This is a genomic window from Enterobacter sp. PL1 (assembly GCF_945957325.1).
GTDB lineage: Bacteria > Pseudomonadota > Gammaproteobacteria > Enterobacterales > Enterobacteriaceae > Enterobacter > Enterobacter roggenkampii.
The window spans coordinates 63,564-85,117 of record NZ_CAMFKT010000019.1; the positions used below are offsets into that span (position 1 = coordinate 63,564).

At 56.2% G+C, this 21,554-nt stretch carries 25 protein-coding genes; 6 read left to right on the top strand and 19 right to left on the bottom strand.

From position 1 onward, the window contains the following. Positions 1-65: 65 nt before the first annotated feature. A complete protein-coding gene (locus tag N6P30_RS17045) occupies positions 66-509 on the bottom strand; it encodes a PTS sugar transporter subunit IIA (RefSeq protein ID WP_023294126.1) in 444 nt (147 codons plus the stop codon). A 234-nt stretch (positions 510-743) separates the two neighbouring features. Here N6P30_RS17045 and N6P30_RS17050 point away from each other — a divergent pair, with 234 nt between their 5' ends. Beyond that, on the top strand, positions 744-1,763 hold the full coding sequence (locus N6P30_RS17050) for a LacI family DNA-binding transcriptional regulator (RefSeq protein WP_021241565.1): 1,020 nt from the start codon (positions 744-746) through the stop codon (positions 1,761-1,763). Between the two features lie 3 nt (positions 1,764-1,766). Here N6P30_RS17050 and yfcD read toward each other — a convergent pair whose 3' ends face one another. Genes yfcD through yfcF form a run of 3 tightly spaced genes read right to left on the bottom strand, consistent with a single transcriptional unit; the run spans position 1,767 to position 3,629 of the window. Then, positions 1,767-2,321 (bottom strand): NUDIX hydrolase YfcD, encoded by a 555-nt coding sequence (gene yfcD, locus N6P30_RS17055; protein WP_008502582.1) that lies wholly within the window; start codon positions 2,319-2,321, stop codon positions 1,767-1,769. Positions 2,322-2,376: 55 nt separating this feature from the next. Beyond that, the gene (gene yfcE, locus N6P30_RS17060) at positions 2,377-2,928 is read right to left on the bottom strand and encodes a phosphodiesterase (protein WP_023294127.1); all 552 of its coding nucleotides are present in this window, start codon (positions 2,926-2,928) and stop codon (positions 2,377-2,379) included. A 56-nt stretch (positions 2,929-2,984) separates the two neighbouring features. Next, positions 2,985-3,629 carry a glutathione transferase gene (gene yfcF, locus N6P30_RS17065; RefSeq protein WP_058673298.1) on the bottom strand — a complete coding sequence of 215 codons (645 nt, stop codon included), beginning with the start codon at positions 3,627-3,629 and terminating at the stop codon, positions 2,985-2,987. Positions 3,630-3,769: 140 nt separating this feature from the next. Between yfcF and yfcG the strand changes: the two genes are divergently transcribed. From yfcG to N6P30_RS17085, 4 genes are all read left to right on the top strand, one after another. After that, entirely contained in the window at positions 3,770-4,399 is a 630-nt protein-coding gene (yfcG, locus tag N6P30_RS17070; protein ID WP_008502585.1) for a GSH-dependent disulfide bond oxidoreductase, read from the top strand. 75 nt (positions 4,400-4,474) lie between these two features. Next, complete coding sequence (folX, locus tag N6P30_RS17075; protein WP_008502586.1) at positions 4,475-4,843, top strand: dihydroneopterin triphosphate 2'-epimerase; 369 nt, start codon at positions 4,475-4,477, stop codon at positions 4,841-4,843. 13 nt (positions 4,844-4,856) lie between these two features. Next, the gene (locus N6P30_RS17080) at positions 4,857-5,750 is read left to right on the top strand and encodes a TIGR01777 family oxidoreductase (RefSeq protein WP_023294129.1); all 894 of its coding nucleotides are present in this window, start codon (positions 4,857-4,859) and stop codon (positions 5,748-5,750) included. A gap of 44 nt (positions 5,751-5,794) precedes the next feature. Next, on the top strand, positions 5,795-6,304 hold the full coding sequence (locus tag N6P30_RS17085) for a GNAT family N-acetyltransferase (RefSeq protein ID WP_023294130.1): 510 nt from the start codon (positions 5,795-5,797) through the stop codon (positions 6,302-6,304). 98 nt (positions 6,305-6,402) lie between these two features. On the opposite strand, the gene hisP is transcribed toward N6P30_RS17085, so the two are convergent. The 15 genes from hisP to pdxB all read right to left on the bottom strand — a co-directional run bounded on the left by hisP (position 6,403) and on the right by pdxB (position 20,424). Then, a complete protein-coding gene (gene hisP, locus N6P30_RS17090; RefSeq protein ID WP_014832781.1) occupies positions 6,403-7,176 on the bottom strand; it encodes a histidine ABC transporter ATP-binding protein HisP in 774 nt (257 codons plus the stop codon). A gap of 8 nt (positions 7,177-7,184) precedes the next feature. Further along, complete coding sequence (locus N6P30_RS17095) at positions 7,185-7,901, bottom strand: ABC transporter permease (RefSeq protein WP_008502590.1); 717 nt, start codon at positions 7,899-7,901, stop codon at positions 7,185-7,187. Then, on the bottom strand, positions 7,898-8,584 hold the full coding sequence (locus N6P30_RS17100; protein WP_008502591.1) for a histidine ABC transporter permease HisQ: 687 nt from the start codon (positions 8,582-8,584) through the stop codon (positions 7,898-7,900). Before N6P30_RS17100 ends, N6P30_RS17095 begins: the two co-directional genes overlap by 4 nt. An 88-nt stretch (positions 8,585-8,672) precedes the next feature. After that, complete coding sequence (hisJ, locus tag N6P30_RS17105) at positions 8,673-9,455, bottom strand: histidine ABC transporter substrate-binding protein HisJ (protein ID WP_008502592.1); 783 nt, start codon at positions 9,453-9,455, stop codon at positions 8,673-8,675. A 226-nt stretch (positions 9,456-9,681) separates the two neighbouring features. Further along, positions 9,682-10,464 carry a lysine/arginine/ornithine ABC transporter substrate-binding protein ArgT gene (gene argT, locus N6P30_RS17110; RefSeq protein ID WP_008502593.1) on the bottom strand — a complete coding sequence of 261 codons (783 nt, stop codon included), beginning with the start codon at positions 10,462-10,464 and terminating at the stop codon, positions 9,682-9,684. A 291-nt stretch (positions 10,465-10,755) separates the two neighbouring features. Beyond that, positions 10,756-11,325, bottom strand: a complete 570-nt coding sequence (locus N6P30_RS17115; protein WP_032663144.1) for a UbiX family flavin prenyltransferase — start codon at positions 11,323-11,325, stop codon at positions 10,756-10,758. A gap of 89 nt (positions 11,326-11,414) precedes the next feature. Continuing rightward, positions 11,415-12,932, bottom strand: coding sequence for an amidophosphoribosyltransferase (gene purF, locus N6P30_RS17120; protein ID WP_021241570.1), 1,518 nt, complete (start codon positions 12,930-12,932; stop codon positions 11,415-11,417). A gap of 33 nt (positions 12,933-12,965) precedes the next feature. Then, a complete protein-coding gene (gene cvpA, locus N6P30_RS17125; RefSeq protein WP_000262116.1) occupies positions 12,966-13,454 on the bottom strand; it encodes a colicin V production protein in 489 nt (162 codons plus the stop codon). Positions 13,455-13,619: 165 nt separating this feature from the next. Beyond that, positions 13,620-14,318, bottom strand: coding sequence for a cell division protein DedD (gene dedD, locus N6P30_RS17130; RefSeq protein ID WP_008502596.1), 699 nt, complete (start codon positions 14,316-14,318; stop codon positions 13,620-13,622). Beyond that, entirely contained in the window at positions 14,308-15,576 is a 1,269-nt protein-coding gene (gene folC, locus N6P30_RS17135) for a bifunctional tetrahydrofolate synthase/dihydrofolate synthase (RefSeq protein ID WP_023294132.1), read from the bottom strand. Before folC ends, dedD begins: the two co-directional genes overlap by 11 nt. Before the next feature lie 70 nt (positions 15,577-15,646). Further along, positions 15,647-16,552 (bottom strand): acetyl-CoA carboxylase, carboxyltransferase subunit beta, encoded by a 906-nt coding sequence (accD, locus tag N6P30_RS17140; RefSeq protein ID WP_008502598.1) that lies wholly within the window; start codon positions 16,550-16,552, stop codon positions 15,647-15,649. A 154-nt stretch (positions 16,553-16,706) separates the two neighbouring features. Then, complete coding sequence (locus tag N6P30_RS17145; RefSeq protein WP_008502599.1) at positions 16,707-17,366, bottom strand: DedA family protein; 660 nt, start codon at positions 17,364-17,366, stop codon at positions 16,707-16,709. A 28-nt stretch (positions 17,367-17,394) separates the two neighbouring features. Further along, positions 17,395-18,207: a tRNA pseudouridine(38-40) synthase TruA gene (truA, locus tag N6P30_RS17150; RefSeq protein ID WP_008502600.1), complete on the bottom strand. Its 813-nt coding sequence runs from the start codon at positions 18,205-18,207 to the stop codon at positions 17,395-17,397. Continuing rightward, complete coding sequence (locus tag N6P30_RS17155) at positions 18,207-19,220, bottom strand: aspartate-semialdehyde dehydrogenase (RefSeq protein ID WP_023294133.1); 1,014 nt, start codon at positions 19,218-19,220, stop codon at positions 18,207-18,209. The genes truA and N6P30_RS17155 overlap by 1 nt, the downstream gene beginning before the upstream one ends. Before the next feature lie 67 nt (positions 19,221-19,287). Continuing rightward, positions 19,288-20,424: a 4-phosphoerythronate dehydrogenase PdxB gene (gene pdxB, locus N6P30_RS17160; RefSeq protein WP_023294134.1), complete on the bottom strand. Its 1,137-nt coding sequence runs from the start codon at positions 20,422-20,424 to the stop codon at positions 19,288-19,290. Between the two features lie 113 nt (positions 20,425-20,537). Here pdxB and flk point away from each other — a divergent pair, with 113 nt between their 5' ends. After that, positions 20,538-21,542: a flagella biosynthesis regulator Flk gene (gene flk / locus N6P30_RS17165; protein WP_008502603.1), complete on the top strand. Its 1,005-nt coding sequence runs from the start codon at positions 20,538-20,540 to the stop codon at positions 21,540-21,542. Positions 21,543-21,554 lie beyond the last annotated feature (12 nt).

Here is a 21,554-nt window from a genome sequence, read left to right on the forward strand (position 1 = left end):
TTGAGTAGAGTACGCCCCATCACGCTGACGCGTAATGTAGTGAAAAACCGGATTACAGAATTAAATCAGAAGCGGTTAATAATTGTTTTAATTTCCTCCAGGGTATTCGCCTGATGCAGTTTCTCCATCTCCTCGTCGCTGGAAAATAATTCTGCGAGTGCGGATATCATTTCGATATGGCTATGTTTGTCTGGTGCCGCGAGCATGATAATCACATCGACAGGGTCAAACTCACCGGCACCAAACGAGACGCCCTGTTTTAGTTTTAATAACGACAACCCCAGTCCTTTGGCGCCTTCCTCCGGCCGCGCATGCGGCATCGCCAGCCCTGGTGCCAGCACATAATAAGATCCTAACGCGTGGTGCTGCTTGATGATGGCCGTGACGTAGTCAGGCTCAATCACCTGCAAATCCAGCAGCGGCTTCGCGCACAGCTTCAGCGCCTGCGGCCAGTCTTCCACGCTCTCCTGCAGCGTGATGGTTGTATCATATATCCATTTTTTGAGCACTTTTCACTCCCGCCACACGTTTAAGATGAGCAAACTTTATTCAACGCATCGCGGATTGACTGCGATCGCGATCACAAAGATAGCGCTACCAATCGTTAACATGCAGAAATGTGATAGCGCTATCAAATTGCAATCACGTTGCTAAATCACAGCAAAAAAAGGGATTTAAGGCGTATACTGCCTGTCACGTGAAACGAAGGAAAAAAAGAACGCGTCTGGTCAGCAGGAAGGTGTATGTCTCTAACCCGAAAACGGCGCAGTACTGGTAAAGTGACACTCGCCGATGTCGCACAGCTTGCCGGTGTGGGCACGATGACCGTGTCCCGTGCGCTTCGCACGCCCGAACAGGTTTCCGATAAACTACGAGAAAAAATAGAAGCCGCGGTACAAGAGTTAGGCTATATGCCCAATCTTGCAGCCAGTGCCCTTGCCTCGGCCTCGTCATGGACAATAGCCATGGTGGTGCCCAACCTCTCCGAAGCCGGCTGCTCGGAGATGTTCGCCGGGCTACAGCAGGTGCTGCAGCCTGCCGGATATCAGATCATGCTGGCAGAATCCCAGCATCGTCTTGAGCAGGAGGAGAAGTTGCTGGAGACGCTGCTGGCGTCAAATATCGCCGCAGCGATTTTGCTCAGCGTTGAACATACCGACACCGTTCGCCACTGGCTGAAAAACGCCTCGATTCCGGTGATGGAGATGGGCGCCATGCGCGCCGATCCGATTGATATGAACATCGGGATTGATAACGTGGCGGCCATGTTTGAGCTCACGGAAATGGTGATTAAGCGCGGCTATCAAAACATTGGCCTGCTGTGCGCCAACCAGGAGCAGTGGATTTTCCAGCAGCATCTGCAGGGCTGGTATAAAGCCATGCTTCGCCACCATATGTCGCCTAACCGGGTCATTAACGCGGCGATGCCGCCGAGCTTCTCGACCGGCGCGGCGCAGCTGCCCGAATTCCTGCTGGCGTGGCCTGAGCTGGATGCGCTGGTGTGCGTCTCTGACGAGCTGGCCTGCGGCGCGCTGTACGAGTGCCAGCGCAGGCGAATCAAAGTGCCGGACGATCTGGCAGTGGTAGGGTTTGGCGATAGCGACGTGAGCCGCGTCTGTCAGCCGCCGCTGACGACCATGGCGGTGCCGCATCGTAAGATTGGCATCGAAGCCGGGAAAGCGCTACTGGAGCGCCTGAATGGCGGAGACTGGCGCGATCAAAAGCCCATCGCGTCCAGCCTGTGTCTGAGAGAGAGCTGCTGACGATTACTCAGCCTCTTCCTCTTTTTCTGATTTGGTCGATTCGTTTTTGGCGTTGCGGGTCATCCACAGCGCCAGCGCTTTTAACGAATCCGGCGTGAACTCGTCGCAGCGCGCGGTGATCTCTTCCGGCGTCATCCAGCTGACTTCACTCACTTCTTCTTCCTGCAGGGCGAACGGGCCGTGGGAGACGCAGCTGAACAGTCCGCCCCAGACGCGGCAGTTCTCGTCTTCGAAATAGAACTGACCGTGCTCGGCAAACGGCACGCCGGCGATGCCTAACTCCTCTTCCGCTTCACGACGCGCAGAATCCAGCAGCACTTCATCCGCCTGGACGACGCCGCCTGCAGTGGCATCCAGCATACCCGGGAGAAAATCTTTGGTGTCCGTGCGGCGCTGAACCAGAATTTTACCCATACCGTCATGCACAACGATATATGTCGCACGGTGGCGCAGGCGCTCCGCACGCATTTGCTCGCGGCTGGCCTGCGCGATCACTTCATTCTCTTCGTTGACAATGTCAACCCACTCTGTACTTGCCAAATGACTCTGCTCCACCATCGGGAAACCTTCTTTTCTAAGCGCTCTTTCGGCGCGTTTGCAGTTGAGGTGTAACTTACGGATTAATCGCTACCTGCGCAATAACTTGCTGATCATTAAGTGCGATAACGCTCAGGGTATTTCCTTCCAGCATGCCGTAGCTCGCAGGATACCCGCCTTTTGGGATGCTGACCGAGCCCGGATTAAAGTGATAAATCTCACCGCGTTTTTCCGCAACCGGAATATGAGTATGACCGTAAACCAGGACATCGCCAGCCGCGAGCGCCGGGAGATTATCCGGGCTGAAAAGATGCCCGTGGGTCAGGAACAGACGGTGTTGTTCGAGCAGCACCTGCTGCCACGGCGCGGTAATGGGAAAATGCAGCAGCATCTGGTCCACTTCGCTGTCACAGTTGCCGCGAACGGCGATGATGCGCGAGGCATACGGGTTGAGTTTTTCCGCGACCTGCGAAGGGTCATAGCCTTCCGGCAGCGCGTTGCGTGGGCCGTGATTCAACACGTCACCCAGAATAATCAGCCACTTCGCACCACTTTGCTCAAACAGAGAAAGGACACGCTCGGTCGCGGGCAGCGATCCATGGATATCCGACGCAAACATCAGTTTCATCAGTCACTCCTCGGGAAAACAGACTGCCCCCATCATACCTGAAGCGTCAGGGCTTATCAGCCCGCGCGCTTGGCCGAGAGTGCCACATAGCGCTGCACGGAGGCACGCTGCCACTGGAACGCGGCATAATCCACCAGCAGCTGCGGCACCTCGTCACCGTTGAGGATCAGGCGGTTTAGCATCAACGCCAGATCGGCATCCGCAATGCACCACTCGCCGAACAGGTTTGGGTTGCCATGGGCGAGCAGTAAGGAGGCGGTTTCAATCAGCTTCTGCGCGCTTTCCTGGCCTTCTGCGCTGAGGGCGGGCTTTTTCACCCCGGCAAACACGACATCCGTGGAGCGTTCGACGCGAATCGGCACCAGATCGCTGCGCAGCCACGCCTGGATCTGCCGCCCCCGGGCGCGCTTTTGCAGATCGTGAGGATAGATACGCTCCCACTCCGGGGGGGCGAACCGATCTTCCAGATATTCATCGATCGCCGACGATTCGCTCAGGGCAAATCCGTCAATCTCCAGCACCGGCACGCGACGGGTCAGGTCGTAACCCTGCCACTGCGGCTTGAGATGTTCACCGCCGTCGAGATCAACGGTCTTCAGGGTAAAAGCGAGTCCTTTTTCGGCCAGCGCAACGTAAACGCTCATGACATAGGGAGAAAAGAAGTTCGCATCGGACCACAACGTGATGACGGGCTGGTTCATAACATCCTCATAGGCTGATCGGTTTTTACTCAACATATAATCTCTTGGCCTCGCTGTCACTTGATGAAAACTCACGATTTACAACAACCACCTATACTCATTTGTCATGGCACCACTATTCGCATGGACAGGAGTTGAGAATGATCGACCTTTATTATGCCCCTACCCCAAACGGCCATAAGATCACCCTCTTTCTTGAAGAAGCCGAGCTGGATTACAGGATCATTCGCGTGGATATCAGCAAAGGCGAGCAGTTCAGCCCTCTCTTTCTGGCTATCTCGCCGAATAATAAAATCCCGGCCATCATTGATAACCAGCCGGCGGACGGGGGCAGACCGTTGAGCCTGTTTGAATCCGGTGAAATTTTGCTCTACCTGGCGGAGAAAACCGGCAAGCTGCTGAGCGGCGAACTGCGCGAGCGCCACCATACGCTGCAATGGCTTTTCTGGCAGGCAAGCGGGCTGGGCCCCATGCTGGGACAAAATCATCATTTTACCGCTTACGCCCCGCAACCCATTCCTTATGCGATAGAGCGCTATCAGGTTGAGACGCAGCGGCTCTATGACGTTCTGAACCGTCGGCTGGAGAAAACGCCGTGGCTCGGGGGCGATCATTACAGTATTGCCGACATCGCCTGCTGGCCGTGGGTGAATACGCATGAAAAACACCGAATTGACCTGGCCGCTTACCCGGCGGTGAACAACTGGTTTGAGCGCATCCGGACCCGCCCGGCGACCGAGCGAGCGATGCAAAAAATCCAGCAAATTTAACCCGGTATGAGGCTGGGTGCCTGTGAGGCTCTCATGTATTATGGGCAGGAAATACTGACACGGAGAAGACCTGCAATGTCACAGCCAGACGCCATTATTCGTATAAAAAATTTACGCCTGCGTACCTTCATCGGTATCAAAGAGGAAGAGATCGCCAACCGTCAGGATATTGTTATTAACGTGGTGATTCACTACCCCGCAGACAAAGCGCGCGCCAGCGAAGACATCAATGACGCGCTGAACTACCGCACAATCACCAAGAACATTATCCAGTTTGTGGAGAATAACCGTTTCTCTCTGCTGGAAAAATTAACTCAGGATGTGCTCGATATCGCACGCGAACATCACTGGGTCACTTATGCTGAAGTTGAGATCGATAAACTTCACGCCCTGCGTTACGCCGACTCCGTCTCTATGACGTTAAGCTGGAAACGCCAGGCGTAAACCTGGAGGTTGTATGAAGATTTTGCTGACCGGCGGTACTGGCCTGATAGGTCGTCACCTCATTGCGCGTCTGCAGGCCTTGCACCACGACATCACCGTGGTCACGCGCAGCCCGGAAAAAGCGCGTCAGGTGCTAGGGGCAGGTGTTGATATCTGGAAAAATCTGGCCGAGCAGCAAAATCTGGACGGTTTCGACGCCGTTATTAACCTCGCGGGAGAACCCATCGCCGATAAGCGCTGGACGGAAGAGCAAAAACAGCTGTTATGCAGCAGCCGGTGGAACATTACCGAAAAGCTGGTCGAGCTGATCCGCAACAGCCATACGCCGCCTGCCGTGCTGATTTCGGGTTCAGCAGTGGGCTATTACGGCGATCTCGGCGAGGTGGTGGTGACCGAGGAAGAGCCTCCCCATAACGAGTTTACCCATAAACTCTGCGCCCAGTGGGAGCGTATCGCCTGCGCGGCGCAGAGCGATCGGACTCGCGTCTGCCTGCTGCGGACCGGTGTCGTCCTCGCGCCGAAAGGCGGCATTTTGGCGAAGATGCTCCCGCCATTCCGACTCGGCCTTGGCGGCCCGATTGGTAATGGCCGTCAGTATATGGCGTGGATCCATATCGACGATATGGTCAACGGGATTCTCTGGCTGCTGGATAACGATCTGCGCGGGCCGTTTAACATGGTTGCGCCGTATCCGGTGCGAAATGAACAGTTTGCCCACGCGCTGGGACATGCCCTGCACCGCCCGGCGATATTGCGCGTGCCTGCGACGGCGATTCGGCTGCTGATGGGTGAAGCGTCTGTTCTGGCACTGGGCGGACAGAGAGCGCTGCCAAAACGGCTGGAAGCGGCCGGGTTTGCGTTCCGCTGGTATGAATTAGAAGAGGCGCTGGGGGATGTGGTGCGGTGAATATGGTACAGTGACAGGCCATGTTCCGAAGAAATGGCGTAACAATGGCAACCATCACCACTCCCCGGCTTTACCTCACCCCTTTTGAACCCACTGACTGGGCCTTCTTCCGCTCGCTGCGTGAAGATCGCCGCATCATGCGCTATATGGCCGCCATCGCCCCGGAAAAAGAGACCCGACGCGTGTTTGCCGCGCGACTCGCTGCTGCTCATGTGTTTGTCATTCGCGCCCGGGATGATGATACGCCGCTGGGCGATATCGGCCTGCAAATCAGCGCTGAGAATCGTGAAGAGGCCGACATCGGCTATACGGTTGTGCCTGCCGCGCAGGGGAAAGGTATCGCCAGCGAAGCGCTGCGCGCGGTGTGTGATTACGCCTTTAACCAGACCGGCGTGAAGGCGATTAATGCGTACGTACTGGCGGACAATGGCGGGTCGATACGGGTGCTGGAGAAAGCCGGGTTTGTGCGTATGCAGGTACTGGAAAAGGCGTATGAGATTGACGGCTTACGCTATGACGACTGGGTGTACCGGCTGGAGTGTAGTGCGGCCTGAATGCCGGGCGGCACTGCGTTTGCCCGGCCTACGGTTTTGTAGGCCCGGTAAGCGAAGCGCCACCGGGCGATTGGGCTGCACTGCGGTCTGATGCCCTCTTACTTCAGAGATCCTTTGAGGAACTGCTGTAAACGCGGACTTTGCGGGTTCGCCAGCACCTCATCCGGATGCCCCTGCTCTTCAATTTTCCCCTGATGCAGGAAAATCACGTGGTTCGAGACGTTACGGGCGAAGCCCATTTCGTGCGTCACGACCACCATCGTTTTGCCCTCTTCGGCCAGCTTCTGCATGATGCGCAGCACTTCGCCAACGAGTTCAGGATCCAGCGCGGAGGTCGGTTCGTCGAACAGCAGCACCTCGGGCTCCATCGCCAGCGCGCGGGCGATAGAGACACGCTGCTGCTGACCGCCGGAGAGATGCACCGGGTATTTCATCTGCTGGCGTTCGTCAATGCCCACTTTCGCCAGGTATTTCACCGCGCGCTCGCGGGCTTCATGCTTGCTCAGGCCCAGCACCTGAACCGGTGCTTCCATCACGTTCTCCAGCACCGTCATGTGGCTCCAGAGGTTAAAGTGCTGGAATACCATCGTCAGGCGCGTACGCAGCAGGCGCAGCTGGTTCTTGTCTGCCACCTTCAGCTGACCGTCTTTGTCACGCACCAGGTTGATATTCTGCCCGCTCACCACAATTGAGCCTTCACTCGGCTTTTCGAGGAAGTTGATGCAGCGCAGGAAGGTACTTTTTCCCGAGCCGGATGAGCCGATGATACTGATCACGTCGCCCGCATTCGCCTGCAGCGACACCCCTTTCAGCACTTCATGTTCGCCGTAGCGTTTGTGCAAATCAATTACGTTTAATTTGTTCTCAGCCATCATCTTTCTCAGTGCGTCGAAGAAGGTTTTATATGCTGCAACCAGCGTTTTTCAGCCTTACGGAACAGGCTAATCAGAACATAAGAGATAATTAAATAGAGCACCGCCGCAATGCCAAACGCGGTAAACGGCTGATAGGTTGCGGAGTTAATATCGCGCGCGATTTTGAGCAGGTCCGGCACCGTCGCGGTAAAGGCGAGCGCAGTCGAGTGCAGCATCAAAATCACTTCGTTACTGTAGGCTGGTAACGCGATACGCAGGGCCGATGGCAGAATGATGCAGCGGTAGAGTTTCACCGACGAGAAGCCGTAGGCCCGGGCAGCTTCAATTTCACCGTAAGGAACAGAACGAATCGCCCCCGCGAAAATCTCCGTGGTGTAGGCGCAGGTGTTGAGCGTCAACGCCAGCACCGTACAGTTCAGACCGCTGCGGAAGAACGCATTCAGCATCTCAGTGCCTTTTACGATCTCAAGCGTATACATTCCCGAGTAGAACACCAGCAGCTGCACGTACAGCGGCGTACCGCGAAAGACGTAGGTGAACAGCCAGATCGGGAACTGGATAAATTTATTGTTCGAGACGCGGCCAATGGCGAGAAACACCGCCAGAATACCGCCCATTACCACGGAGGAGATCAGCAGCCAGAGCGTAATCGCCACGCCGGTAAAGCGGTAGCCATCTGTCCACAGCAGCGATTTCCAGTATTCCTGAATAATCTCAATCACAGGTCAGCCCTCTTCACACCCACGGAGTAGCGACGCTCCAGCAGAAGCAGCACACCATTGGAGACGGTCGTAAAGACCAGATAAATCACGCCACAGACCACCGCAAAATAGAACGGCTCCCAGGTGCTCTTACCCGCCAGCTGAGTCGCTTTCACGACGTCTTCCAGACCGAGCAGCGAGACCAGCGCTGTTGCTTTGAGGATAACCTGCCAGTTGTTCCCGATGCCCGGCAGCGCGTAGCGCATCATGGCCGGGAACATAATCCGACGAAACGTTTGTGATGAGGTAAAACCAAATGCGGTTGCCGCCTCAATGTGACCTTTCGGCACGGCCATGTAAGCACCGCGGAAGGTTTCAGTGAAGTAGGCGCCGTAGATAAAACCGAGGGTAATAATACCGGCCACCATCGGGTCGATATCAATTTGTCCCATGCCCATCGCGTCTGTTATGCCGTTAAGCGCAATCTGCAGACCGTAAAAGATCAGCAGCATCAGCACCAGATCGGGAACGCCGCGAATGAGCGTGGTGTAGCCTTCAAAGATTAGCGCCAGGGGTTTGTTAGCTGAAAGCTTCGCCCCTGCGCCTGCCAGACCTATCAGCACCGCCAGCACCACGGAGCTGATAGCCAGCTCAAGGGTGACAAGCGCGCCCTGTAAAATAACGCCAGAAAATCCGTACAGCATACCGCGAGCCCTGTCGTATCGTGAGTGGTGGAACCGTGTCTTTTCCCCTCCCGCCGTGGGAGGGGCCGCACGTTATATGACGGGGCGATTAGCCGCCGTAAACATTAAAATCAAAGTACTTTTTCGCCAGCTTGTCGTAGGTGCCGTCTGCGCGCATTTCAGCGAACGCCTTGTTCAGCGCTTCACGCAGTTCGTTGTCTTCTTTGCGCAGGCCCATACCGGTGCCCACACCAAACAACTTCACGTCCTTAATAGACGGGCCGCCAAACTTGTAATCTTTACCTACCGGCGTTTTCAGGAAGCCTTCGCTAGCCGCGACTTCATCCTGGAATGCGGCATCAATACGGCCTGCCGTCAGGTCAGCGTAGATATTTTCCTGGCCCTGATAGGAGACAATTTCAATCCCCTTCGGTGCCCAGTGCTCGTTGCCGTAGGTTTCCTGAGTGGTGCCCTGCAGCACGCCCACGCGTTTGCCCTTCAGCGATTCCAGCGTAGGCTGAATATCAGACGATTTCGCCACCACCAGACGTGAATCGGCCGCGTAGAGTTTGTCGGTGAAGGCAATCTCCTGCTGGCGTTTTTCAGTGATGGAGAGGGAGGACATGATTACGTCGATTTTTTTCGCTTTCAGGGACGGGATCAGCGCATCCAGCGGGTTCTCAACGTAGGTACACTGTGCTTTGATGCGTTTGCACAGCTCATTGGCCAGATCGATGTCAAAACCGACCAGTTCACCCTTTGAATTCTTCGATTCGAACGGCGCATAGGTAGGGTCGGTACCAATTCGAATTTTCTGCGGAATAGCTGCGAATGCCGCGGTGGCGCTGGAAAAGGCCAGTACCAGTGATAATGACAACACGAGTTTTTTCATATTTGTCCTCAACAAACTGTCTTCATACGGGATTTTTACGACGACGGGGTGGTGCTAATGTGCCATTATTCCCCTCAGTCAGGCAAAGATTAATGCCTTTCCAGCGGGAATTTTTGCATTATTAATGCGTAAGTATGCACACAGCGATCCAATACAGTGCATCAAATGCACCGTATTGGGTCAACCGCTCCCGTAACGCACCTTTCCGGTGCGTCACCGCCAGGTGTTATTCACCGTATACGTTGAAGTCGAAGTATTTCTTCGCCAGTTTGTCGTAAGTACCGTCTTTACGCAGCTCTGCAAAGGCTTTGTCGAAGGCGGCTTTCAGCTCGGTATCATCCTTACGCAGGCCAATCCCGGTGCCGTCGCCAAAGTACTTTTTGTCTTTCACCGACGGGCCTGCAAACGCGTAGTCTTTACCCGCAGGCTGCTTCAGGAAGCCTTCGCTCGCGGCGACTTCATCCTGGAATGCCGCATCCAGACGGCCTGCCGCCAGGTCAGAGTAAATCAGATCCTGGTTCTGGTAAGCCACCACGTCTACGCCCTTCTCACGCCAGTTAGCATTGGCATAGCCTTCCTGCGTCGAGCCCTGAAGCACGCCGACATGCTTGCCTTTCAGCGAGTCGATGGTGGGCTTAATCGGGGAGCCTTTAGGCGCAATCAGGCGAGAATCCGCGGCGTAGAGCTTGTCAGAGAAGGCAATCTCCTGCTGGCGTTTTTCAGTGATGGAAAGAGAAGAGATAATGGCGTCGATTTTCTTGGCTTTCAGCGACGGGATTAACGCGTCAAAGTCGCTGCCCACCCATGTGCATTTCACCGCAATGCGTTTGCACATTTCATTACCCAGATCGATATCAAACCCCACGAAATCGCCTTTCGCATCCTTGGAAGAGAATGGCGCGTAGGTTGCGTCTGTACCGATACGAACCGTCTGTGGAAGCGCTGCGTAGCTACCTGCTGCCGCACTTAACCCCACCAGCAAAGACAGAGCCAGAACCGTCTTCTTCATACATTTACCCTCAAGTACCGTGATTTTATTATGTATTGTGTTGTGTGTTGTTTTGCAGGCTTCATCTTGCAGGTCTTATGCCACATTGCCGTCTGGTTAAAACTTCGACGTTAAATATGTTAATAAAACGTTGCGATACTGCCTTAATGGTGAAAGATAGCAGGTCTGCCGAACGAACCGGAGAGAGAAAAAGGGAAAAAACGAATTAAATGTCGAGGATATGATCGCCGTTGCATAATTGCCCTGAAACAGGGCAACGTGTCTTTTCATGCACCGGCTATGTGCACAGATTCAGGCACCCTGCCAGCGGGTGAAGAGATCCTCGGGCAGGTCGATGTCGAACTGATCGAGTACGCGGTTAACGGTCTGGTTGATAATGTCGTCCAGCGTTTGCGGACGATGGTAGAACGCGGGCACCGGCGGCATGATGACAGCCCCCAGCTCAGCAGCCTGCGTCATTAAGCGCAGATGACCCAGGTGCAGCGGCGTTTCCCGCACGCACAGCACCAGAGGACGCCGCTCCTTCAGCACCACATCCGCCGCACGCGTCACCAGGGTGTCGGTATAGCTGTTCACAATGCCGGAGAGCGTTTTGATTGAACAGGGCAGGATCACCATGCCGGCGGTTTTAAACGAGCCTGAGGAGATGCTGGCGGCGATATCACGGGCATCGTGAACGACATCCGCAAGCGCCTGAACATCGCGCAGGGAGAGATCGGTTTCCAGAGAGAGGGTCTGCCGCGCCGCCTGGCTCATCACCAGATGGGTTTCGACGTTCGCCACGTTACGCAGAACCTGTAGCAAACGTACGCCGTAAATCGCACCGCTGGCACCGCTGAGCCCAACTATGAGTCGTTTCATGATTTTCGCCCTTACTGATTTCAGGGCAGACTGTGCAGGATTTTGCGGGGAGTTGCAAGTGAGGGCATACGCCCTCACCTGCCGGAACATCAACCTTCGTTGTGCATCTCTAAGCTTTCGAGATCGTTTTGCAGCTGAACGGCTTTGGCGTCGTCGTTGCGCAGCGAATCAAGATAGTCGAGGTACTGCTGGTCAACGTCTTTGGTCACGTAAATACCGTTGAACACGGAGCATTCAAACTGCTGAATTTCCGGATTCTCGGCACGCACCGCGTCGATGAGGTCGTTGAGGTCCTGGAAAATCAGGCCGTCAGCACCGATGATCTGGCGAATTTCATCCACTTCACGCCCGTGAGCGATCAGCTCGTTGGCGGTTGGCATATCAATACCGTACACGTTCGGGAAGCGAATCTCCGGCGCAGCAGAGGCCAGATAGACTTTCTTCGCACCCGCTTCGCGGGCCATCTCGATAATCTGCTCAGAGGTGGTACCGCGAACGATGGAGTCATCCACCAGCAGAACATTCTTGTCGCGGAATTCCGCGCGGTTAGCGTTCAGCTTGCGGCGCACGGACTTACGGCGCAGATGTTGCCCCGGCATGATAAAGGTGCGGCCAACGTAGCGGTTCTTCACGAAGCCCTGACGGTATGGCTTATCCAGAATGCGGGCGATCTCCAGCGCGATATCGCAGGAGGTTTCCGGGATAGGAATCACCACGTCGATGTCGAGATCGTCCCACTCGCGGGCAATCTTCTCGCCGAGCTTCGTGCCCATGTTGACGCGCGCGCTGTAGACGGAAATCTTGTCGATGAACGAATCCGGACGGGCAAAATAGACGTATTCAAACAGGCACGGGTTGCTGACCGGGTTGTCGGCACACTGACGGGTGAACAGCTGGCCCTTCTCGGTGATATACACCGCTTCGCCCGGCGCAACGTCGCGCAGGAATTCGAAGCCCAGGGTATCCAGCGCCACGCTCTCCGAGGCAACCATATATTCGGTACGGCCATCGCCGAGGTCGCGCTTGCCGAGCACCAGCGGACGAATGCCGTTTGGATCGCGGAAGGCCACCATGCCGTGACCGATGATCATCGCCACGCAGGCGTACGCGCCGCGGATCTGACGGTTTGTCGCGGCAATCGCGGCAAAAATGTTGTCCGCTTCCAGCGGATAGTGACGGAAGTTATCCAGCTCGCTGGCGAACACGTTGAGCAGGATTTCAGAATCAGAGGTGGTGTTAATGTGGCGACGTTTCTCTTCGAACAGCTTTTTACGCAGCTCATGCGCGTTGGTCAGGTTGCCGTTATGGGCAAGGGTGATGCCATACGGTGAGTTGACGTAGAAAGGCTGTGCCTCAGAGGCGCTGGAACTGCCAGCGGTAGGATAACGAACGTGACCGATCCCCATATTACCTTGCAGACGCTGCATATGGCGGGCTTCAAACACATCGTTTACCAGGCCATTCGCCTTGCGTAAACGGAAGCAGTTGTTTGCATCAATGGTGATGATACCCGCAGCATCCTGCCCACGGTGCTGAAGCACCGTTAACGCGTCATAAATCGACTGGTTTACCGGCATGAAACCGGCGATACCGACAATACCGCACATTCGTCTTTTCCTCGTTAAGCCACATCTCAGGGTTTATGCCCTGGGCAAAAAACTCGACGAGCTTTGCAGATAGTCAAAGAACCATCTGATGATGAAGCTGAACTCTGGAATGAGCTGCGATTTCTGCCAGTCTTCACTTTTGGAGAACCCGGTAAAGGTATCCAGGAAGAACAGGATCGCGGCCACAATCAGCACGCCTCGCAACGCCCCGAAACAGATCCCGAGTACCCTGTCCGTTCCTGACAGACCGGTTTTCTCGACCAGCTGACCTATCACGTAATTCACGATAGCGCCGACAATCAGCGTTGCGATAAACAGCACCGCGATAGCGATTCCATTTCGGACCAGTTCATCTTCAAAGCCCGTGAACCAGACAGACAGGTAAGTGTAGTAATGACTGGCGACAAAGAAAGCACAACCCCAGGTCACCAGCGATAACGCTTCACGAACAAAGCCACGGATCAGGCTAACCAGACAGGAAAAACCAATCACCGCAATGATGGCGTAATCAATCCAGACCATATGTGTCCCACGATTAAACGCCCTGTCATCCAGTTCGGGGCGAATTCTAACAGAAAAAGAAAACGTTTGCGTAGGGATTTCCTTCCCGCGCGTAAATAAAAAAGGCGCTGAAAAAATGTTCAACGCCGTGGCTTATCGCCTCTCTCTTACAGGAGCAGGTCGTACTTAGTTCGCGCTGTAGCCCATTACTACACCGCTCAGGCCGGAGATCTGCTTCAGCTCACCCAGCGACCCTTTCAGTTTGTCTTTAGACGCTTCTGGCCCCACGAGGATACGGGTAATTTTACCCTGCACCGGCGTGGAAGGTGAAGTGTAAACACGATATCCCGCACTGCGCAGTTTACCCACCACCTCATTCACCTTGTCCGCATTTTTCAGCGCACCGAGCTGCACCACGTAGGCTTTGCCCGTTGGGGCAGCAGCGTCCTGCTGCGTCGGTTTTGCTGGCGGAGGCGTCTCTGACGCTGCGGCGAGCTGTTCTGCCGCTTTATCACGCTGCGGTTTCGGCTGCGGCTTCTCAACCGGCTTCGGTTTTTCAACCGGTTTAGGCTGCTCGACCGGCACAGGATCGATATCGCTGTTGCTCGTGGCCGCCAGGCGAGACGGATCGAGCGACGGTGCGGCGGCATCGCCCGCGCGCACCTCTTCCGCCGCCCCTTCCGGAGGCTGAGCAGGCAATGCCTGCGTCGCCGCGGGCAGCATATCCGGCTCATCGCGGTCGCCCGGTTTCGGCACCAGCGGAATCGCGGCAAACTCATCCTGATAATGCTTTTTCTGCCCGTCGAGCAGCCCGGGAAGAATAATCACCCCGAGCGCGACCAGCACAATGGTTCCTGTTAAACGGTTCTGAAACTTACTCGCCACCGGTTCTCCCCGCGTCCATCACTTCCATGACATGTGCCACCGTGTGGAATGAACCACACACCAGCACGGTATCTTCTGGTTTAGCCTCCGCCATCGCGGCATGCCAGGCCTGCGCCACGCTACTGTAGATTGCGCCTTTGCCGAGATGTTCCATCAGCTGCTCAGCCGTCGCGCCGCGAGGCCCCTCCAGAGGAGCACAATACCAGCTATCGACCACACTCTCCATGCAGGCCAGCGTCCCGCCGATATCTTTATCATGAAGCATACCGATAACCGCCAGCACGCGCCCGGTTTTTGGTAACGATTTGAGACGTCCCGCGAGATACGCCGCCGCGTGGGGGTTGTGCGCCACGTCCAGAATCAGGCGCGGTGACTCGCTCACAATCTGGAAACGTCCTGGCAGAATCGCGTTTTGTATACCCTCGCGGATCGCCTGTTCGCTGACCACGAGGCCGCTGGCGCGCAGTGCCGCCAGTGCGGTTGCCGCATTTGGCTGCGGGACCTGCGGCAGCGGCAGGTTATCCAGCGCCCCCTGCGCGTCGCTAAAGCGCCAGCCGTTGTCCTGAACCTCATAGTGCCAGTCAACGCCGCGGCGCAGCAGCTGTGCGCCCTTTTCGTTCGCCACGTCAGCAATGGTGTGCGGCATGTCCGGCTCGCCCACCACGGCAGGTTTATTTGCCCGGAAAATACCAGCCTTCTCGCGGCCAATGCTTTCACGATCGGGCCCCAGCCAGTCGATATGATCCAGCGCGATGCTGGTCACTACCGCCACGTCTGCATCAACGATATTGGTCGCATCAAGACGTCCGCCAAGACCAACCTCAAGGATCACCACGTCCAGCTGGGCCTGTTTGAACAGCCACAGGGCCGACAGAGTGCCGTATTCAAAATAGGTTAATGAGGTCTCTCCGCGCGCGGCTTCAATTTCCGCGAATGATGCCGTATGCGCCGACTCCGGCAGCTCGCGGTTCTGCACACGAACCCGCTCGGTGTAGCGTACCAGATGTGGCGAGCTGTACACGCCGACCCTGTAGCCCGCCGCCTTCAGGACGGATTCCAGCGTGCGGCAGGTGGTACCTTTGCCGTTGGTGCCTGCGACGGTGAACACGAAAGGCGCCGGTTTCAGCACATCAAGACGCGCGGCAACCTGGCTTACGCGCTCAAGCCCCATATCGATGGTTTTACTGTGCAGGTTTTCCAGATAAGAAAGCCACGCGGCCAGGGGCGACGTGGCTTGGGGAATGCTTTTATTTTCCATAATGCCCGGTTGTCATTAACAGATTAGAAAGCAAAAGGGCAGCGCCAACCGGCCCTGCCCTTTTCAGTTATCAGGCCTCGGGTTCCTGATCCGGTACCACCACGCCTTCACGCGGCTCATCCGGGTTCGGCGCTGGCAGATTCATCAGCTTCGCCAGGATGCGCGCCAGCTTCAGGCGCATTTCCGGACGGCGGACGATCATATCGATGGCGCCTTTCTCAATGAGGAACTCACTGCGCTGGAATCCCGGCGGCAGTTTTTCACGAACGGTCTGCTCGATAACGCGAGGACCCGCAAAGCCGATCAGCGCTTTTGGCTCAGCGACGTTCAGGTCGCCCAGCATCGCGAAGCTCGCGGAGACGCCGCCCATAGTTGGGTCGGTCAGCACGGAGATGTACGGCAGACCGCGCTCCTGCATCTTCGCCAGCGCTGCAGAGGTTTTAGCCATCTGCATCAGGGACATCAGGGCTTCCTGCATACGTGCTCCGCCGGAGGCAGAGAAGCAGATCAGCGGACAGTTGTCTTCCAGCGCCTGCTCAACGGCACGCACGAAGCGCGCACCGACCACGGAGCCCATTGAGCCGCCCATAAAGGAGAACTCAAACGCAGCGGCAACAACCGGCATCCCATGCAGGGTGCCTTTCATGACGACCAGCGCGTCTTTCTCGCCGGTCTCTTTCTGTGCGGAGGCCAGACGATCTTTATATTTTTTGGAGTCGCGGAACTTCAGCACGTCTTTTGGCTCAAGCTCGCTGCCCAGTTCTACCAGAGAACCTTCGTCCAGCAGGCTATGCAGGCGGTTGCGCGCCGACATACGCATATGGTGGTCACACTTCGGACACACCTCAAGGTTGCGCTCCAGCTCTGCGCGATACAGAACCTGGCCGCAGCTATCACACTTCGTCCATACCCCTTCAGGAATGCTCGCTTTACGCGTTGGGGTAATGTTGCTTTTAATTCGTTCAATCCAGCTCATTGATAACCTTTCTGCCTGAACCTGGTCGTATGCCAGTTTTGCTATAAGAGGCGAATAATGCCATTTTTGCCTCCAACAGACCATGAATGTTGCACATTAAAACATAACAGCCCGAAACTTTGGATAAAAAAGTGGTCGAACCGCCAGCGTGCATTTACTTAGCTTGCTTTGCCGCCGCACGTTTGTGACGAATAATTTCGATAACGCCCGGCAGTACGGAAAGCACAATAATCGCTACAATCAGTAACTTAAGATTTTCCTGAACCACCGGGAGATCGCCAAACAGGTAACCCGCATAGGTAAACAGCAGTACCCAAAGCAGCGCCCCCACGACGTTATACATGGCAAAATGACGATAGGACATATGTCCCATTCCCGCCACAAACGGTGCAAATGTGCGCACAATAGGCACAAAGCGCGCAAGGATGATGGTTTTTCCGCCATGGCGTTCATAAAACGCATGTGTTTTATCTAAATAGCTGCGACGGAAAATTTTTGAATCGGGATTGCTGAACAGCCGCTCACCGAATACGCGTCCAATCGTGTAGTTGACCGCATCACCGACGATGGCGGCAATCACCATCAGCACCACCATAAGATGCACATTCAAATCGTTGGTGGGCAGCGCCGATAACGCCCCGGCGACAAACAGCAGTGAATCGCCCGGCAGGAACGGCGTGACAACCAGCCCGGTTTCACAAAACAGAATGAGGAACAGAATGGCATAAACCCAGACGCCGTACTGCGCGACCAGCTCTGCCAGGTGAACATCAATATGCAGGATGAAATCAATCAAAAAACGAATTACGTCCATATTGTCTAAGCCTTAATTGCACCTTTGTTTAGTCCGCTAAAAACAGCGGCCCCATTGGCGGTTTCGGCAGGTCAAACCGATCCGGATAGTCTACCGAGACCAGATACAGCCCTTCCGCTTTCGCCGTGGCTGCCGCAAGCGTTCTGTCCTTCGCTGCCAGCAGGTCTGCAATCCAGCTCTCCGGCTGGTGTCCGGCACCCACTTCCATCAGGCTGCCCACAATATTCCGCACCATATGATGTACAAAGGCATTGGCTTTGATATCCACCACCACATACGCGCCAAAACGGCTGACGTTAATGTGCATGACATTACGCCACGGCGTGCGGGACTGACACTGCACCGCACGAAACGAGGTAAAGTCATTTTCACCAATCAGACACTGCGCCGCGCGATGCATGCGTTCCGCATCGAGCGGTTCATAAAAATGCGTCACGCCCTGGCTTAACACCGCCGGACGCAGACGCTGGTTGTAGATGACATAACGGTAACGACGCGCGGTGGCGCTGAAACGCGCATGAAAATCATCCGGCACAGCTTTCACCCAGCGCACCGCAATGTCACCAGGCAAATTCGCATTTACACCCAGCGTCCAGGCGGCATCCTTACGCACGGCGGTGGTCTCAAAGTGCACCACCTGCCCCGTGCCGTGAACGCCCGCGTCCGTACGGCCTGCGCACAGGACGTTAATCGGCTCGTTTGCCACCTGAGAGAGCGCTTTCTCCAGTTTCTCCTGGACGCTGCGCACCTCATTCTGACGCTGCCAGCCATAATATTTACTGCCATCGTACTCAATACCGAGGGCAATTTTATGAACCGGCTTTTGTTCCACGTCTGACATCAGTACAGGTACTCCTGCACCAGTTTCTCGGCGATCTTGACCGCCATCAGCGCGCCGCCGAAACGAACGTTGTCGGCAACGGACCAGAACTGAACCTGCTCCGGCATACCGTAGTCGTTACGCACGCAGCCAACGGAAAGATGCGCGCTACCGGTGGCGTCGCCTACCTGCGTCGGGAACTCGCTCTCTTCAGAGAGGACGATGTCTTCCCCGCGGCCAAACGCATCGCGCGCCTCTTCTGCCGCCAGGGGACGCAGCGCTTCAAAGCCGATCATCTGCGCGTGACCGTAGAAGACCGGGGACTGCACGACGCTTGCGGAGATCATCAGGCCATCGTCCTGCAGAATTTTACGCACCTCATCAACGATACGACGCTCTTCGCGCACGGAGCCCTCGCGGTCCGGCAGCAGCGGCAGCATGTTGAACGCCAGCTGGCGGCCAAAGAAATCATCTTCATCAATCGGAATGCCGTTCAGCAGCTTCGCGCTCTGCCCGGCCAGCGCGTCAACGGCCTTTTTGCCGTTTGCGGACGCCGACAGCAGGCTGGTGACGGTAATGCGCGACAGGCCGCCGTCGTCGATCAGCGGTTTCAGTGCAGTCAGAAGCTGGCTGGTCAGGCTGTTCGGCACCGCAATGACGTTACGGTTGCGGTAGTCAGCCAGCACAAACGGGTTCACGTCCGGCACCACCAGCGGCACATCCGGCTCCATGGAGAACAGACCGCTCAGATCGATGACCAGGCAGCCTGCGTTGGTCGCCTCTTCAACGTACGCCGCAGTGGCTTCAGCGCCCGCGGCGAAAAACGCCAGCTGCGCCTGCGTCCAGTCGAACGCCGCCGCATCCTGAACCATGACGGATTTATTGTTAAAACGCAGATGCTCACCCGCGCTATCCGTTCGCGCCAGCGCATAGATATCGCCCACCGGGAACTGACGCTCAGCAAGCGTTTCGAGCAGGGCTTCGCCCACGGCACCCGTGGCACCTAAAATGGCAATGTTCCAGCCTTCAGACATGGTGGTTTACTCCAGAAATAAAAAAGCGTCCCTGTCGGAGTATCCGACAGGGAGCATTAAGAAGACATTAATGCGCCGGGTGATGAACGGCGTTAAACCCCAGCTTGTGCAGCAGCGTCGCCGCCGACGCGTCGTCGCACATCACATAGAGGGAAGACCACTCGCGGCGCTCAACGTAGTTCTTGCGCAGCTTATCAAACTCACCCGGGATCCCCGCCACTTTACGCAGCAGCGCATCATCGCGGCGCACATCATACACCAAATGCACCAGCCTTTTCAGCGTTGCCTGATCGAGCGGACCGTGAAGGGTAATGCGGCCAAATTCAGGCGCGGGGAGTAAGGTATCCAGCGCCACCTGCTGCGGATGGCCGATAAAGGCGCTGTAGGCTTCGAAGACCTGCGTCGTACCGCGGGCTTTCCCTTCGAGGGTATAACCAGCGATATGCGCCGTGCCCACATCAACCTTATTTAGCAGCTCAACGTTGAGGTCCGGCTCAGGCTCCCAGACGTCCAGCACCACGCTGAGGTCTTGTCCTTCGTTCAGACACGTCAGCAGCGCGGCGTTATCGACTACCGGACCACGGCAGGCATTTATCAGAATAGTGCCAGCCTTCAGACGGCGAATTAACGCCTCATCGGCCAGATGCAGAGACTTATACGGCCCCTCTTTAAACAGCGGCGTGTGGAACGTCAGCACGTCGCACTGTTCAACCAGCTCGTCCAGCGAACGGAAATCCCCGTCATCGCCGTTGTCTTTGCGCGGCGGATCGCACAGCAACGTGCGGATCCCTAACGCTTCCAGGCGCTTTTGCAGGCGTCCGCCGACGTTACCCACGCCGACAATCCCCACGGTGCGGTCTTTCAGCGCAAACCCGTCGCGCTCGGCCAGCATCAGCAGCGAGGAGAAAACGTATTCCACGACGGCAATCGCGTTACAGCCCGGCGCGGCGGAGAAACCGATTCCGGCCTGCTTCAGCCATTTATCATCCACATGATCGGTCCCTGCCGTTGCGGTCCCAACGAACTTAATCGCCTTACCGGCGAGCAACGCCTCATTTACTTTGGTCACCGAGCGCACCATCAGGGCGTCGGCGTCGTCCAGTTCGTTGACCGGGATCGGGCGACCAGGAACAGCCTTAACGTTACCCAGGCGGCTAAACAGCTCACGGGCGTAAGGCATATTTTCATCAACGAGGATTTTCACGTCTGAGTACCTGTTTGAGAGGAAGAAAACCTGCCAAGTGTGCCATAATCTGGCCGCCAGGCATATACGTCTGCCAGGTTTACGCTGAGTTTTGACTTTAAGGATTTTTGACGATGCAGCCCATTTCAGGTACGCCGCCACGCCCTCCGGGTGAAGGCCCTGTCACGCCAAACGTTGCCGGTGAACAACCGCTATCCACGCAACAGCGCACCGTGCTGGAGCGACTGATCACGCGCCTGATTGCGCTGACTTCGCAGCAAAACGCGGAAGTCTGGGCCGGGGTGAAGCATGATTTAGGCGTGAGGAACGACGCACCGCTGCAGTCGCGTCATTTCCCTGCTGCCGAGCAAAATCTGAACCAGCGTATTACGACCGCGCAGCAGAACCACACCACGCGCCAGATTGTTTCTCAGCTGACGGAGCTGCTGGGCCAGGGAAATAACCGCCAGGCGGTGAGTGATTTTATTCGCCAGCAGTATGGTCAGACCGCGCTGGGCCAACTGACGCCCGACCAGCTCAAAACCGTGCTGACGCTGCTGCAGAACAATGAGCTGTCGATTCCGCAGCCGCAGGTGCGCCCGGCGACCGAGCGTCCGCTGCTGCCCGCCGAGCACAATACGCTCAAGCAGATGGTGACCAAGCTGGCCGCGGCCACCGGCGAACCGACGAAGCTTATCTGGCAATCCATGCTGGAACTGTCGGGCGTGAAGGCAGGCGAGCTGATCCCGGCCAAACAGTTTACCCATCTGGTGACCTGGCTCCAGGCACGCCAGACGCTCAGCACCCAGAGCGCCCCGACTCTGCATACTGTCCAGGCCGCGCTGAAACAGCCGCTTGAGCCGCACGAGTTCGAGGTGATTCGGGATTATGCCCAGCAGAACTGGCAGGCCACGCCGCAAACGGTACTGACTACCGCGCAGGTGCAGGATCTGCTCAACCAGATCTTTGTTCGCCGCGCCGAGCGCGAAGGCGGCGTACCAGAGGTGAGAAATATTCAGCCGATCTACAGCCCGCTGTTTGCGCCGGTCGTGGAGACCTTCAGAACACTTTCTGCGCGTCCGGGATTGATGTTTATTGCATTACTGATTGCGCTGGCGATTTTCTGGCTGGTTGCCTGATATTTTGCCCGG

What these genes read in the sequence shown, in the direction of transcription:
- N6P30_RS17050 (WP_021241565.1), top strand. Translation starts at nt 744, where the DNA reads ATGTCTCTAACCCGAAAACGGCGCAGTACTGGTAAAGTGACACTCGCC.
- N6P30_RS17145 (WP_008502599.1), bottom strand. Translation starts at nt 17,366, where the DNA reads ATGGACGTAATTCGTTTTTTGATTGATTTCATCCTGCATATTGATGTT.
- folC (WP_023294132.1), bottom strand. Translation starts at nt 15,576, where the DNA reads ATGGAAAATAAAAGCATTCCCCAAGCCACGTCGCCCCTGGCCGCGTGG.
- N6P30_RS17080 (WP_023294129.1), top strand. Translation starts at nt 4,857, where the DNA reads ATGAAGATTTTGCTGACCGGCGGTACTGGCCTGATAGGTCGTCACCTC.
- N6P30_RS17100 (WP_008502591.1), bottom strand. Translation starts at nt 8,584, where the DNA reads ATGCTGTACGGATTTTCTGGCGTTATTTTACAGGGCGCGCTTGTCACC.
- cvpA (WP_000262116.1), bottom strand. Translation starts at nt 13,454, where the DNA reads ATGGTCTGGATTGATTACGCCATCATTGCGGTGATTGGTTTTTCCTGT.
- argT (WP_008502593.1), bottom strand. Translation starts at nt 10,464, where the DNA reads ATGAAGAAGACGGTTCTGGCTCTGTCTTTGCTGGTGGGGTTAAGTGCG.
- yfcF (WP_058673298.1), bottom strand. Translation starts at nt 3,629, where the DNA reads ATGAACCAGCCCGTCATCACGTTGTGGTCCGATGCGAACTTCTTTTCT.
- yfcE (WP_023294127.1), bottom strand. Translation starts at nt 2,928, where the DNA reads ATGAAACTGATGTTTGCGTCGGATATCCATGGATCGCTGCCCGCGACC.
- truA (WP_008502600.1), bottom strand. Translation starts at nt 18,207, where the DNA reads ATGTCAGACGTGGAACAAAAGCCGGTTCATAAAATTGCCCTCGGTATT.
- folX (WP_008502586.1), top strand. Translation starts at nt 4,475, where the DNA reads ATGTCACAGCCAGACGCCATTATTCGTATAAAAAATTTACGCCTGCGT.
- N6P30_RS17155 (WP_023294133.1), bottom strand. Translation starts at nt 19,220, where the DNA reads ATGTCTGAAGGCTGGAACATTGCCATTTTAGGTGCCACGGGTGCCGTG.
- flk (WP_008502603.1), top strand. Translation starts at nt 20,538, where the DNA reads ATGCAGCCCATTTCAGGTACGCCGCCACGCCCTCCGGGTGAAGGCCCT.
- purF (WP_021241570.1), bottom strand. Translation starts at nt 12,932, where the DNA reads ATGTGCGGTATTGTCGGTATCGCCGGTTTCATGCCGGTAAACCAGTCG.
- yfcG (WP_008502585.1), top strand. Translation starts at nt 3,770, where the DNA reads ATGATCGACCTTTATTATGCCCCTACCCCAAACGGCCATAAGATCACC.
- hisP (WP_014832781.1), bottom strand. Translation starts at nt 7,176, where the DNA reads ATGGCTGAGAACAAATTAAACGTAATTGATTTGCACAAACGCTACGGC.
- hisJ (WP_008502592.1), bottom strand. Translation starts at nt 9,455, where the DNA reads ATGAAAAAACTCGTGTTGTCATTATCACTGGTACTGGCCTTTTCCAGC.
- N6P30_RS17115 (WP_032663144.1), bottom strand. Translation starts at nt 11,325, where the DNA reads ATGAAACGACTCATAGTTGGGCTCAGCGGTGCCAGCGGTGCGATTTAC.
- N6P30_RS17085 (WP_023294130.1), top strand. Translation starts at nt 5,795, where the DNA reads ATGGCAACCATCACCACTCCCCGGCTTTACCTCACCCCTTTTGAACCC.
- accD (WP_008502598.1), bottom strand. Translation starts at nt 16,552, where the DNA reads ATGAGCTGGATTGAACGAATTAAAAGCAACATTACCCCAACGCGTAAA.
- yfcD (WP_008502582.1), bottom strand. Translation starts at nt 2,321, where the DNA reads ATGGTGGAGCAGAGTCATTTGGCAAGTACAGAGTGGGTTGACATTGTC.